Here is a 12,518-nt window from a genome sequence, read left to right on the forward strand (position 1 = left end):
TCTCGAGGCCCGACGGCCCGAGTCTTCAGGCCGAGTCGGTGCTCGTGGCACCTCCGGACATCTGCTCGGGATCGACCTTGATGAACAGCGCCTCGCAGGTGCTGAGCAAGGTGCCGTCGGCCGAGTGGCACTCACCGACAATGCCGAGCTTGCGGCCCTCGCGCTGCTCGATCCACGTGGCGAACGTGATGGGCTCGTGGAGCGGTGTCGGTGCCTTGTAGTTGATGCGGATCCACCCGGTAAAGGCGAGCTCGGCCTCGAGCACGAGGTTGAAGCCGCACAGGTCGTCGTAGATCGCGGCGACGATGCCGCCGTGGCTCCGCTGTGGTGCCCCTTCGTAGCCCTGACCGAGCTCGACGGTGGTGACCGCCTTGTGGCCGATCCGTCGCACCGGGGTCGGGATGCTCCACGGGTTGCCGGGACCGGAGACGGGACGGTCGAAGTCGAGTGTGAAGAGCTCGCCGTCCGCCGGGATCATGCGCTCGCTACGAGCAGTCCAGGGCAGACGCTGGCGAGGGGTGCCGGTTTCGAGCTGGTCGGCGACCGCGCTCAGCTGCTCGGTGACGGCATCGACCAGTGCCGGGTCATGAAGATGGCCCACCAATGCGTGGTGCAACCGACGGAGTTGTTCGGCAGCTCCCGCTCGGCTCCGTGCGGTCTCGGCGTCGTAGTCGGCGTTGAACGGTGACGCTTCGGTGGGGGTGTGGGGGCTCATCGGTGCAACAGCGTGCCTGCTCGATCACCGACCGTTCAAGTTGTGGCCGGGTCGTGGGGCTCGCGATCAGCCGTCGATCATTGCCCGCCAGTCGGGATTGTCGGGCGCCTTCTCTTCCCAGGAGCGCATGAACACGGCGATCGACTTGATCTGCTCCGATGTGAGCGGGCCACCGAAGTCCTGGGCGTAGGCGCCCATCTGGCTGCCCGGCACACCCACCGAGATCAGCTGGCGGATCTGCAGGTCGGTCGCGCTGGCGAGAAACTGCTTGGAGTTGAGGGCGGGGCCGACCCCACCCTCGCCGTTGAGGCCATGGCATGAGGCGCAGTTGAAGCCGAAGGTCTCCTCGCCCTGTTGGGCCAGAGAGGCCAGATTGGCGGCCCGTGCGTCGTCGCGGTTCGCCGGCTCGAACCAGCGGTAGAGCGGAAAGACCAGGGCCAGCACGAACAGCAGGGCGGCGCCGACCATCATGACGCGGTTGGTGGACTCATCGAGTTCGGCGTCACCCTGGTAGGTGTAGTTGTCGCTCATCAGTGGCCCCCTTCGCTGGCGCACGACGGGCCGGTGGGCGGCTCGTCGATCGTCTCGACACCGGCGGGCGGCCCGGTGATCAGGTCGCCGGTGTCGACGTAGAGCAACCCGGAATCGACGTCGACCTCGATGGGGTATCGGTCGAGTCCACGAGGAGCGGGACCCGACCGATACTCACCAGCTCGGTTGAACACCGATCCGTGGCACGGGCACTCGAACTGTCCCGAGGAGTCGCAGAAGGGGACACGGCAGCCGAGGTGCGTGCACTTCTCGGAGATGGCGACGATCGTGCCCTCGATGTCGGCGAGGTACGCCTTGGCGGCGGCGACCTCGACTACACCGGTGGCGGGAACGGCCTCGGGAGCGATCGTGCGGATCAGGCCGCCGAACCCGCCCGAGGACAGCGGACGCAGCAGGTCCCACGTGGTCAGGCCCGCGGCGCCGGCGACGAGGACTCCGCCCACCCCCCACAGCTTGGTGAGGAACTGGCGCCGCTGCATCGGGTCGGGGCTTGTCTGGCTGTTCTTGTCGGTCATCAGAGCTCTCCGTGCCATTCCTGCCAAGGCCACACCCAACCCCAGTTCGGTCCGCGGAAGGCGAAGCCGATGATGGTGAGGATGATCCACAACACCAAGAAGGTGGTGAACGTGGCGACGGCGACTCGGCGGTGTTCGGTTCGTACGTAGAGGCTGCGGTCGATGTAGGGCAGGGCGATCAGGCCGGCCAGGATGGCCCCCGGCACCAGCACGCCGGCGACGAGCGGGTGGAACAACGCAAGCAGTTCTTGCAGCGCAGCGAAGTACCAGGGCGCCTTCTCGGGGTTGGGCGTGACGGTCGGGTTGGCGTGATCGCGCAGGGGAGCGTCGAACAGCACGGCGATGATCAGCACGACCACGACGGTCGACAACGCAGCCACTGCGTGTCGGACCAGCAGGTGCGGCCAGACCATGACCATGTCGTCGTCGGCCGGTTCCTTGCGCTCACCGGCCACCGGCTTGCCGGGCACGACGCCGAGGACACGCTTGGGGCCGTCGGCGCCGGGTGTTGGGTCGAGGCGTCCGATGCTGACCGGGGTACCGATGCCGGACGCCGGTCCGGTCGTCTTCGAGCTGGTCGTTTGCGTACTCGTCGTCTCAGACACCGGCGAGCTCCTCACTCGATGCGGGGGCGGGATGGCCGACGGGCTCGTTGCGCTCGAGTTCGAGCATTGAGTCCTTGCGCCAGCGCCACAGGTGGAACATGAGGGCGATGACCATGGTCACCGGCATCACGGCGACATGCAGCACGTAGAAGCGGAGCAGCGTGGCCGAGCCGACGACCTTGCCCCCGATCAGAGTCTCCTTGACCTGCTCGCCGACGAACGGGGTGTAGCCCGCCATCTCGCTGCCGACCGTGACCGCCCAGTAGGCCAGCTGGTCCCAGGGCAGGAGGTAGCCGGTGAAGGACATGAACAAGGTGAGGGCGAGCAGGATCACGCCGATGACCCAGTTGAACTCCCTCGGCGCCTTGTAGGCGCCTCGGTAGAACATCTTCGCCATGTGGGCCGAGACCGACAGCACCATGAGGTGCGCCGACCACCGGTGCACGTTGCGGATGTACTGGCCGAAGGCGACCTCGGTCTGCAGCGTCTGGATGTTCGTGTACGCCTGGGCCGGCGACGGCACGTAGAAGAACATCAGATAGATGCCGGACAACGTGAGACTGCCGAACAGCACGGTCGAGATCACACCCAGGTACCACGAGTACTTGAACCCGATGTCGCCCCGGCGAACCTTCACCGGGTAGATGTGCAGCAGGAAGCTCGACCAGTGGCTGGCGGCTCGGTCGCGCGGTGTGTGCTTGGTGGGGGAGCGCCAGATCGAACGGCCGACCGGGCTCCGGCGAACGGTCTCGATGAGATTCCGCTCGTTGATGTCCGATTTCATGTCCACGATTGGTCTCCTTGCAGGGGAACGCCGACGCCGGTCCACACACCCATCGACAGGGCATCCGGCGGACATCGCTCGATGCACAGACCGCAGCGGATGCAGCTGGTCTCGTCGAGCAGGAGCGCCGTGCCACCCGGTTGATCTGGTGCGATCTCTTCGGACGGAACGAGTGAGATGACGTCGACGGGGCACACATCGGCGCACAGGGCGCACAGCACGCACTTCTCGACGTCGAGCAGGATGTTGGCGAAGCAGCGCAGGCAGCGGTTGGCCTCGCACTGGGCTTGTTCGGGTGTGAAGCCCAGCTCGACCTCGGCGAGACCGGTCCGACGATCGGTGGCGAGCGTGGGGACCTCGAGACGGGCGGTGCGGTCGTAGGTGTCGTCGAGGCGATGGAACTGCTGGAGCTCGACCATCTGACCGCCACCACGCTGGGGTACGTCGCCCCCGAAGGAACGGTGGATGTCGGTGGCGGTGCGGCGCCCGTCGGCGACGGCATCGATGAGGGTGCGGGGACCCTTGGCGGCGTCGCCACCGGACCAGACACCGGGGAGCGAGGTGGCGCCGGTTTCCCAGTCGATGTTGATCGTGCGGCGAGGACTGATCTCGGGGCCGTTCTCGCCGAGTGAGTCGAGGTCGATGGCCTGACCGATGGCGAGAATGACCGTGTCGGCTTCGATCAGCTGGATGTCGGCGTCGTCGAACACCGGGCTGAAGCGGCCTTCGGCGTCGAACACCGACGTGACGCCGATGGTCTCGACGCCGACGGCTTTGCCGTCGACCACCTTGATGCTTCGCGGGCCGCGTCGATTCAGGAACTGGATTCCCTCGTGCTCGGCCTCTTCGACCTCGAAGTCGTGGGCCGGCATCTCCTCGCGGGACTCGAGCGACATGACCGTGATCTGGGCGGCACCGGCCCGCGCCGCCGATCGAGCGACGTCCATCGCCTCGGTCATGGCCGCACGCTCACCGGCGGGCGGATTGCCGCCGAGGGCAGCCGCTGCCGTGGGTTCGGTGCGCTTCTGTTGGTAGTCCGACGAGCGGAGGGCGGTACGAGCGGCGTCCATGGCGACGTCGCCGCCGCCGATGACGAGCACCTTCTCGCCGACACTGACCTCGAAGCCCCGGTTCATGTTGATGAGGAACTCGATGGCCTTGAGCACACCGTCGGCGTCACCGCCCTCGATGTCGAGGCCTCGACCGAGCGTGGCGCCGATGCCGAGGAAGACGGCATCGTGGCGGGCCCGGAGTTCGTCGAGAGAGACGTCGGTGCCCAGGCGGGTGTTGTACTGAACCTCGACCCCGAGGTTCACGATGGCGTCGAGGTCGGCGTTGAGGACCTTGCGGTCGAGGCGGTATTCGGGGATGCCGAGCCACATGGCGCCACCGAGCTTGTCGGTGGCCTCGTACACCGTGACCTTGTAGCCGAGGCGACGTAGGTCGTGGGCGCAGGCCATGCCAGCCGGGCCGCCACCGACGATGCCGATCGACTGTGGGCGTTCGACCTCGGGCGGCTCGACCTCATAGTTGCCGGTCTCGGGGCCGAACTGCTCGGTGAGGTAGCGCTTGAGGGCGCGGATGGCGATCGGCCGGTCGACCTCGCCCCGGCGGCAGGCATCTTCACACGGGGCGGCGCACACCCGGCCGCACACCGAGGAGAACGGGTTGGGGAGCCGGGCGGTGAGGTACGCCCGCTCGTCGTCGCCGTCGGCGATCGCAGCCACGTAGAGCCCGGCATTGGTGTGGACCGGGCAGGCGGCGAGACAGGGGATGTTGGTGTCGTAGTACGACAGGTTGTCGGCCAGCGGTTCGAACATCAGATGCGATCTTCCTTGTGGGCGTACCACAGCGCCCCAAGGACGGTGCAGAGGCCACCCATCCAGAGAGCAACGCCGATGAACTGCTGGCCGAAGTCGCCGAGTTTCCCGACGGTCTCGGTCTGCAGCGCCCAGGACGGGAGGTAGACGACGAAGAAGATGACCGAGATCACGATCAGCGCCGTACGGAGCCACGCATCGAGCCAGGGGAAGTCGAGACGATCGTTGGCGTCGACAACCCTCGGGCCGAGCGCCAGCGCCGCACCGGCGATGGCGATGGCGAACGCCGCATACATGGTCATGTTGGTGAGGCCCGGCAACTCGGTGCCGGCGACCGGGCCGGAGTCCTCGGGTGCCGGGGTGTTCTCGGTGACCGGGGTGACGAAGCCGGACTGGATGTAGGCGATGACGGCGTCGACGTCGGCGTCTGGCAGTGTGGCGAACGCCGGCATCACGCCGTTGTACGTCTCGCCGAGCACGGTGAGCTCGCCCTGCTTGCCGTTGGCGATGACTTCGGCAACGTAGTCGGCATCAGCGACGTTGGGGTTGCCGTTGAGTGGCGGGAACTGACCGGAGAGTCCGGCACCGCCGGGTTGGTGGCAGGCCGAGCAGACGGCGGTGTAGACGTCGGCGCCGTCGAGGAGCAGTTGGTTGTAGGCCTCGTCCTCGGCCGAGAGGGTGGTGTCGGTCGTGTCGTCGGCAGGCGCCTCGGTGGCCCAGGCGGCAGTGCTGCCCAGCACCACGAAGAGCAGGCCGGCGATGGTGGCCACCCTGCCCACCGCCCGTTTGCTCGATGAGGATCGGGTCGGCTGGGGCACGACGGTGTCGGGACGAGTCAGGTCACTCACGCCCCAGATTGTTGCCAGTGCGACCTGGAGGAGTAAGGGAACAAAGTCCCTATCTCCTGCCTCCGATGATGCCGTCCCACATAGGGAACAAAGTCCCTATCTCCTACGGTGGTGATTTGCGAATCTGGCGGGCATGGATGACACCGTCGTATCGACAGACGCGCATGCCGCCGAAGAACACTTCAAGCCCACCGGCACCATCTTCTTCGTCGCACTGTTCGTCGCCGCCCTCATTCTCCTCTGGGCCTCGGTCTACGTGATTCTGCTGAGCCGGGGGGCAACCGCATGACCTCGACCACAGAGGACACCGGCGGAGCGAGCCCGGCGGAGACCCACCTCACGATGGGGATCGACCCCATCGAGCGCAATTGGATGCGGGTGTCGATCGCACTGCTCGTCGCCTTTGCCGGCATCGTGACCATCGCCGGTTTCACCATGGGCTTCACCGTGCCGGGCGCCGACGAAGAGGTCGACCCGACCGAGTTCGTCAATTCAGCGCCCTGGAACGAACCGGGGCTGCGCGAGATCGGCGACAACGAATACGAGGCGTACGTCATCGCCCAGGCGTGGAGCTTTGCTCCTCGGGAGCTGGTGGTGCCGCTCGGTGCCACCGTCACGATCTACGTGAGCAGCCCGGACCTCCAGCACGGCTTCAAGATCACCGACACGAACATCAACATGCAGATCGTGCCCGGCCAGGTCTCGACGCTGAAGCACACGTTCGATGAGCTCGGCGAGTTCAACTACATCTGCACCGAATACTGCGGTACCGGGCACGCCCAGATGTACGGCACGGTCAAGGTCGTCGCCGAACTACCTGACGAGGCAGCTGCAACAACTGAGGGAGAAGACGGCCAATGACCGTGATCGACAACAACCCCGCCGGCGACGGTGGGGCTGCCGGCGACAGCCCGCAGTTCCTGAGCACTCTGGAGAAGTCCGAGGCGTTCCAACTCTCACCCGGTGAGAAGAAGTTCATCGGCTGGCACATCGGTGTTGCCGTCGCAGCACTCGCCGTCGGCTCGCTCTTCGGGCCCCTCCAGGCCTTCCAGTTCAGCGGCGTCGACTTCTATCCCTACCTCGAGCCGGTCATCAAGTCCTACTACCAGGGCCTGACCCTCCACGGTGTGCTCAACGCCCTCGTGTGGACCACCTTCTTCATCATGGGGTTCACCAACCTCACCACGATGAAGGGCCTCGGCCGATCACTCTCGCACCCCAAGATCAACCAGGCCGGCTTCGCCACCATGGTGGTCGGTCTGCTGATGGCGGCGGTCCCGCTGCTGCTCAACAAGGCGACGGTGCTCTACACCTTCTACCCGCCGCTGAAGGCCAACGCCTTCTTCTACCTCGGCCTGGCCCTGGTCATCATCGGCAGCTGGATCGAAGGCCTCGGCTTCTACCTCACGCTCGCCGCCTGGCGGAAGGAGAACCCCGGGGTCCGCTCGCCCTTCATCGCCCTCGCCAACATCATCAACTCGGCCATGTGGCAGATCGCCACGCTGGGCATCGCCGTCGAGGTGTTGACCATGCTGTTGCCGTGGTCGCTCGGCTGGATCGATGCCACCGATCCCGAGCTGGCTCGAACCTACTTCTGGTTCACGGGCCACCCGCTCGTGTACTTCTGGCTGCTGCCCGCCTACACCTCGTGGTACGGCATGCTGCCCAAGCAGGTCGGCGGCAAGCTGTTCAGCGACTCACTCGCCCGCTTCGCCTTCTGGATGTTCCTCATCGTGTCGGTGCCGGTTGGCTTCCACCACCAGTTCACCGATCCGGGTGTGCCCCAGACCTGGAAGTGGATCCACGCCCTCCTCACCTACTCGGTGTTCTTCCCGTCCACCATCACCCTGTTCACGGTCGTCGCCTCGCTCGAGTACGGCGCCCGCAAGCGGGGCGGCACCGGGCTGATCGGCTGGATCCGAGCCCTGCCGTGGAACGACCCATCGGTCGCCACCCAGCTGCTGGCCGGCCTGCTGTTCATGTTCGGCGGCATCGGTGGTCTCACCAACGCCAGCTACAACATCAACCTGGTCATCCACAACACCGCCTGGGTTCCCGGTCACTTCCACCTCACCGTGGCCTCGGCCGTCACGATGTCCTTCATGGGCATCAGCTTCTGGATGGTCCCGTATCTCTCCGGGCGCAAGCTCTGGAGCCAGAAGTGGGCGCTCATCCAGACCTGGACCTGGTTCGTCGGCATGGTGATCTTCTCGAACGCCATGCACGTCGTCGGTCTCCTCGGCGCCCCTCGTCGTACGCCGCTGGGTGATGCGCTGTACGTTCCCGAGGCGTGGAACGGTCACCTGATGCGGGTCTCGATCGGTGGGTTCATCCTGCTGGTCTCGGCCACGATCTATGTCTTCGGTATGGCCAAGACGATGCTCGGCCCGAAGGTCGACCCGTCTGAACTGCCCACCATGCCGATCGCCGACAGCCTGCGAAGCGCCCAGCTCACCCCGGTGTGGCTCGACAGCTTCAAGCCGTGGCTCATCGGCGCCGGCCTGCTGTTGGTCATCGCCTACGGACCTCAGCTTGTCGACCAGATCCTCAACATGAACCTCAACGCCCCGGGCTTCCCCGGCGCCTACTAAGCCGGTACCGGTGCGTATCACCGAATCTCTCGAGCGAGTTTCACTGAAGGCCGAGCGGCCCGTCCGCTCGGCCGTTCGGTCTCAGCGGTTCAACCCGCTGCCGCACGCCGGCACGATCTCGGTCGTGCTGCTCGCGGTCGTGATCGTCACCGGGCTGTACCTCACGCTCTTCTACCAATTCGGGTTCGAGGCGTCATACCGGGCTGTTTCCCGGATGGAGGACCACCCCATCCAGCGGGTGGCTCGCTCGATCCACCGGTTCGCTTCGGCCGGCATGGTGCTCACGACGGTCGTGCATGCGTGGCGCATCTTCGTGGCCTCTCGCTTCTCGGGCCCACGGAGCGCACGCTGGCTCACCGGCCTGGCCGCGTTGATCCTCGTGTGGTTGGCCGGTGTCACCGGCTACTGGTTGATCTGGGACGCTCGGGCCCAGGCGCTCACGGAAGCGTTCAACCGGATCGCCACCGCAACCGGCGCCGGTTCGGCGTTCGTCGTCCGCTCGATCGTCGGACCCCACGCCGGTGGCGGTTCCGGTGTGATGCTGGCCATTTGGTTCGCCCACGTCGGCCTCACCGTTGCGATCGGCTACTTCACCTGGCGACACGTGCGTCGCAGCCGTCTGCCGTGGCTGCCGCCGAGGCACTGGAGCGCTGCGATGATCGTGGCGCTCGTGATCGCCGGGATCGCCCTGCCAGTCGGCATGCTCGACCCCGCCGACTTCTCGGTGGCTGCGGTCGACGTGCCGCTCGATCCGTTCGTCATGTTCCTCCTCCCGCCGCTGCTGTCGGTGTCTCCGTGGTGGGTGCTCGCCGTCCTGGTTGCGGTCCTCGGCGCCGCTGCGCTCGTGCCGAGGCTCTTCGGCCACGACACGCCGGTCGTGGTCATCGACGACGCTGCGTGCACCGGCTGCGACCTGTGCGTGATCGACTGCCCGTACCAGGCGCTGTCCCTGGTGGAGGCCGAGGGCTCTCGACGCGGCTCGATCGCCGTGGTGGACGCGGCCGCCTGCGTCGGTTGCGGGATCTGCGTCGGCTCGTGCTCGTTCGGCGCCATGGAGCTGCCGGGGTTCCAGGCCCCCGAAACGATCGATCCCGAGGGGCACGCCGTCGTCATCGCCTGCCAGCGACACGTGCATCAGTCGGGGATTGACGTCAACGAAACGCCCGTGGTGCTTGGTGCCTTGGCGGCGACCGGTGACCAGCCCAAGATCGTCGAGGTGCCGTGCACCGGCATGGTGCACCCGCAGGCCGTTGGCGCGCTCATGAACCACGGTGCCACCGGAGTACACATCGTGGGCTGCGCTCCTGGCGACTGTGCCTACGGCATCGGCAACGTGCTCGTCGATGAGCGCCTCCAATCCGAACGTGCGCCGCACGTGCCGGCCAAGTTCGCCGGTGTCGCCAAGGAAGACTTCGTCAGCCCGCTCGATCTGCGCGCCGCGATCGAGCATCCGGGTGCGCATCCATCGGCCGACGCCAACGATCTTCCATCCGCCCGTCGTGGTGCGGTCGCGGCCGCCGTCCTCGTCGGCCTCTCCGTCTTCCTCGTGGCGTTGTCCACCTGGGCACCGTTCCGCTCCGGCGCCGACGAGGCGGCCGTCAGGGTGGTCGTCGACCATCAACCGGGGTTCCGGCTCGTCGGACAACCCGACCCCACGGGCGTGCTCGGCGCCGACGTCGAGATCGAGGTGCTGGTCGACGGCAACTCCGTCGAACGCCGAACCGTCTCGATGGCTGGCGACGCTGCCGTCGGGCTCATCGACGTGTCGGCCGAGCCCGGTGCGCATCAGGTGTCGGTGGTGCTGCACGAAGGCTCGACCACGCCGACCGTGCTGTTCGAAGGCGAGGCCACGCTCGATGCCGGCAAGCGTCTGGTGATCGAGGCAGTCGATGAGCCGCCACCTCCGGGCGTCGACGATGGTCGAGATGTCTTCGACGACAACACCCGAGGTGGCTGCGGGATCTGCCACTCGACCACGCCAGGTGACGACGGCATCGGCCCCAGCCTGGCAGGAATCGGGACCCAAGCCGGCGATCGGATCGCCGGACTCGATGCGAACGAGTACCTCCGTCAGTCGATCCTCGACCCCGACGCCTACATCGTCGAGGGCTACCGGGCCGGACAGATGCTCCCGTTCTACAACGAACGCCTCAGCACCGACGACCTCGATGCGCTCGTGCTCTACCTCGAGAGCCTCACCGGCGACACAGGAGAGGGAGAATGAACTATCGAAACTCGTCAGGGCTCGGGGAAGATCTCCTCGGTGCCCACCCCGTCCTCACCGAAGGTGACGCGCTCGCCGATGAGGTTGCCGTCCTCGTCGACGGTGTACGTGGCGGTTCCCTCGGTGATCTCGATGGCCGAGGCGGTGGTCGACCACTCGACGTCGAGCGTGTTGCCCCGCAAGCGGCCGACGCCCTCGTGGATGCCGCCGGTGACGAGCCATTCCATGTTGTAGATGTCGGGGTCGTCGGTGGCGACGATCGTGACGGTGCCGGAGTACTCGACCCCGCCGGGATCGACCCCGTTGACGCTGTAGACGCCGACGATCCCCTCGCCGTCCTCGAGCGAGTCGCCGGGGAACGCACAGGCGCCGAGACCGATCGACAACACGACAGCAGCAAGGGTGTTCCGGGCGCGAGCAATGGGGGTCATGGGTTCATTCTGCCCCGCTGGGCGAAGGCGGCGATCGGGGCCTTGGTCCTGATCATCGCCGGTGCGATGGCCTTCGCCATCTTCCAGCCGATCACCGTGCTTCCGCGTATGCGGTTGGCTCCCGGGTTCGGCGTGACCGACCAGTCCGGCCAGCTGTTCACGAGCGAGACCACCCGCGGCACCGTGACCCTGTACAGCTTCAGCTCGCTCGATTGCGACGACCGGTGCCTCGAACTCGCCGACACCCTCAGCGACGTCGAAGAGCGCATCGCCGCCGATCCGAACCTCGACGAGGTCGACGTGCGGCTCGTGACGATCGCGCTGGATGCCGACGCAACGCCCGAACAGCTCCGGTCGGCCGCCGACGCGAGTGGGGCCGATGGCGAGACCTGGCGGTGGGTCGGCGGGTCCGAGACCCAGATCGAGAACCTCGTCGGTGTCGGCTTCAAGCGCTACTTCGAGTATCAATCCGACGGCTCGATCGCCTACGACGGCGGTTTCGTGATCGTCGACGGTTGGGGCGTCGTGCGAGGCGACTACAAATACCAGACACTGTCCGATGACGCCGACAAACTCGCCCGCCACCTGGGCCTGCTCGGCGCCGAGATCCGCTATGCCTCGGGTGCCGGGGCACTGGCCTATGAAGCGGCCCACCTCTTCCTCTGCTACCCCTGAGCCCCACCATCCCGAGCACCACCATCCCGAGAACGACCATGACCGCCACTGTCGACAGCCCCGCCCCCACACCGCCCGCCGCCGAGACTCGTCCACGCTCGCGTTGGCCCCGCCTACTCGTCGGCTTCGTGGTCATCGCCGCGCTGGTATTCGCTGCCGGGAAGGTGGCGCTCGGTCGGTTCGCTCCGCACCTGTATGCCGGCTCGATTCTGCAGGGCGACGAGTCGGCGCCACCGCTCGATGGGTTGATGCTCTCCGACGGCCGTCCAGCCGACCTGTCGTTGTTCGATGGCAAGCTCGTCATCGTCTACTTCGGCTACATGAACTGCCCTGACGTCTGCCCCACGGCGCTGAGCGACGTTGCTGCGGCGCTCGATCTCATGCCGTCCGATGCCGCGGCCGACGTCCAGCTGGTCATGGTCTCGGTCGACCCGGCCCGCGACTCGTTGGAGGACCTGGGGAACTTCGTCGGTTCGTTCGACCCCACGTTCCTCGGCGCCGGCGCCGACCTGGAGGCGATCGACAAGGTCGCAACGCAGTACGGGGTCTACTACGCGTACGGCGAGGGCGACGTCGAGTCCGGCTACACCGTCGACCACACCGCCACGCTGATGGGCATCGACACCGAGGGCAAGCTCCGCATCCTCTGGTCGCCCGAGGTCACCCGCCCGCAGTTGGCCGCCGACTTCGAAGCGTTGCTCGACTGAGGCCGAGCGGCCGATACCGCGAATCAACACGCGGTCCTCGCTGCTAGGTTC

Annotated in this window: 14 protein-coding genes; 6 read left to right on the top strand and 8 right to left on the bottom strand. The window is 66.6% G+C overall.

Features of this window, described 5'->3' with window-relative positions; genetic code table 11:
• Nucleotides 1-25: 25 nt before the first annotated feature.
• The 7 genes from R2733_14315 to R2733_14345 form a co-directional block, all read right to left on the bottom strand.
• On the bottom strand, nucleotides 26-715 hold the full coding sequence (locus R2733_14315) for a hypothetical protein (protein MEZ5377675.1): 690 nt from the start codon (nucleotides 713-715) through the stop codon (nucleotides 26-28).
• Between the two features lie 66 nt (nucleotides 716-781).
• On the bottom strand, nucleotides 782-1,246 hold the full coding sequence (locus R2733_14320) for a cytochrome c (protein MEZ5377676.1): 465 nt from the start codon (nucleotides 1,244-1,246) through the stop codon (nucleotides 782-784).
• Nucleotides 1,246-1,782: a ubiquinol-cytochrome c reductase iron-sulfur subunit gene (locus tag R2733_14325; GenBank protein MEZ5377677.1), complete on the bottom strand. Its 537-nt coding sequence runs from the start codon at nucleotides 1,780-1,782 to the stop codon at nucleotides 1,246-1,248. Before R2733_14325 ends, R2733_14320 begins: the two co-directional genes overlap by 1 nt.
• Entirely contained in the window at nucleotides 1,782-2,387 is a 606-nt protein-coding gene (locus tag R2733_14330) for a hypothetical protein (protein ID MEZ5377678.1), read from the bottom strand. The genes R2733_14325 and R2733_14330 overlap by 1 nt, the downstream gene beginning before the upstream one ends.
• Complete coding sequence (locus tag R2733_14335; protein MEZ5377679.1) at nucleotides 2,380-3,171, bottom strand: cytochrome b N-terminal domain-containing protein; 792 nt, start codon at nucleotides 3,169-3,171, stop codon at nucleotides 2,380-2,382. Before R2733_14335 ends, R2733_14330 begins: the two co-directional genes overlap by 8 nt.
• Nucleotides 3,168-4,991 carry an FAD-dependent oxidoreductase gene (locus tag R2733_14340; protein MEZ5377680.1) on the bottom strand — a complete coding sequence of 608 codons (1,824 nt, stop codon included), beginning with the start codon at nucleotides 4,989-4,991 and terminating at the stop codon, nucleotides 3,168-3,170. Before R2733_14340 ends, R2733_14335 begins: the two co-directional genes overlap by 4 nt.
• Entirely contained in the window at nucleotides 4,991-5,839 is an 849-nt protein-coding gene (locus tag R2733_14345; GenBank protein ID MEZ5377681.1) for a cytochrome c, read from the bottom strand. The genes R2733_14340 and R2733_14345 overlap by 1 nt, the downstream gene beginning before the upstream one ends.
• Nucleotides 5,840-5,972: 133 nt before the next feature.
• Here R2733_14345 and R2733_14350 point away from each other — a divergent pair, with 133 nt between their 5' ends.
• From R2733_14350 to R2733_14365, 4 genes are read left to right on the top strand one after another with little or no spacing between them, the layout of a single operon-like run.
• Nucleotides 5,973-6,128, top strand: coding sequence for a cytochrome c oxidase subunit 2A (locus tag R2733_14350; protein ID MEZ5377682.1), 156 nt, complete (start codon nucleotides 5,973-5,975; stop codon nucleotides 6,126-6,128).
• Nucleotides 6,125-6,700 (top strand): cytochrome c oxidase subunit II, encoded by a 576-nt coding sequence (locus tag R2733_14355; protein MEZ5377683.1) that lies wholly within the window; start codon nucleotides 6,125-6,127, stop codon nucleotides 6,698-6,700. Before R2733_14350 ends, R2733_14355 begins: the two co-directional genes overlap by 4 nt.
• Entirely contained in the window at nucleotides 6,697-8,430 is a 1,734-nt protein-coding gene (locus R2733_14360; GenBank protein MEZ5377684.1) for a b(o/a)3-type cytochrome-c oxidase subunit 1, read from the top strand. Before R2733_14355 ends, R2733_14360 begins: the two co-directional genes overlap by 4 nt.
• 10 nt (nucleotides 8,431-8,440) lie before the next feature.
• Nucleotides 8,441-10,654, top strand: coding sequence for a hydrogenase iron-sulfur subunit (locus R2733_14365; protein ID MEZ5377685.1), 2,214 nt, complete (start codon nucleotides 8,441-8,443; stop codon nucleotides 10,652-10,654).
• A 14-nt stretch (nucleotides 10,655-10,668) separates the two neighbouring features.
• On the opposite strand, the gene R2733_14370 is transcribed toward R2733_14365, so the two are convergent.
• On the bottom strand, nucleotides 10,669-11,085 hold the full coding sequence (locus tag R2733_14370; GenBank protein MEZ5377686.1) for a hypothetical protein: 417 nt from the start codon (nucleotides 11,083-11,085) through the stop codon (nucleotides 10,669-10,671).
• Nucleotides 11,086-11,127: 42 nt separating this feature from the next.
• On the opposite strand from R2733_14370, the gene R2733_14375 reads away from it, so the two are divergent.
• Together R2733_14375 and R2733_14380 are read left to right on the top strand one after the other, a co-directional pair.
• Nucleotides 11,128-11,760 carry an SCO family protein gene (locus R2733_14375; GenBank protein MEZ5377687.1) on the top strand — a complete coding sequence of 211 codons (633 nt, stop codon included), beginning with the start codon at nucleotides 11,128-11,130 and terminating at the stop codon, nucleotides 11,758-11,760.
• A gap of 38 nt (nucleotides 11,761-11,798) precedes the next feature.
• Nucleotides 11,799-12,467 carry an SCO family protein gene (locus R2733_14380; protein MEZ5377688.1) on the top strand — a complete coding sequence of 223 codons (669 nt, stop codon included), beginning with the start codon at nucleotides 11,799-11,801 and terminating at the stop codon, nucleotides 12,465-12,467.
• The last annotated feature ends 51 nt before the right edge of the window (nucleotides 12,468-12,518 follow it).

Source organism: Acidimicrobiales bacterium, assembly GCA_041394265.1.
Taxonomy (GTDB): Bacteria; Actinomycetota; Acidimicrobiia; order Acidimicrobiales; family SZUA-35; genus JBBQUN01.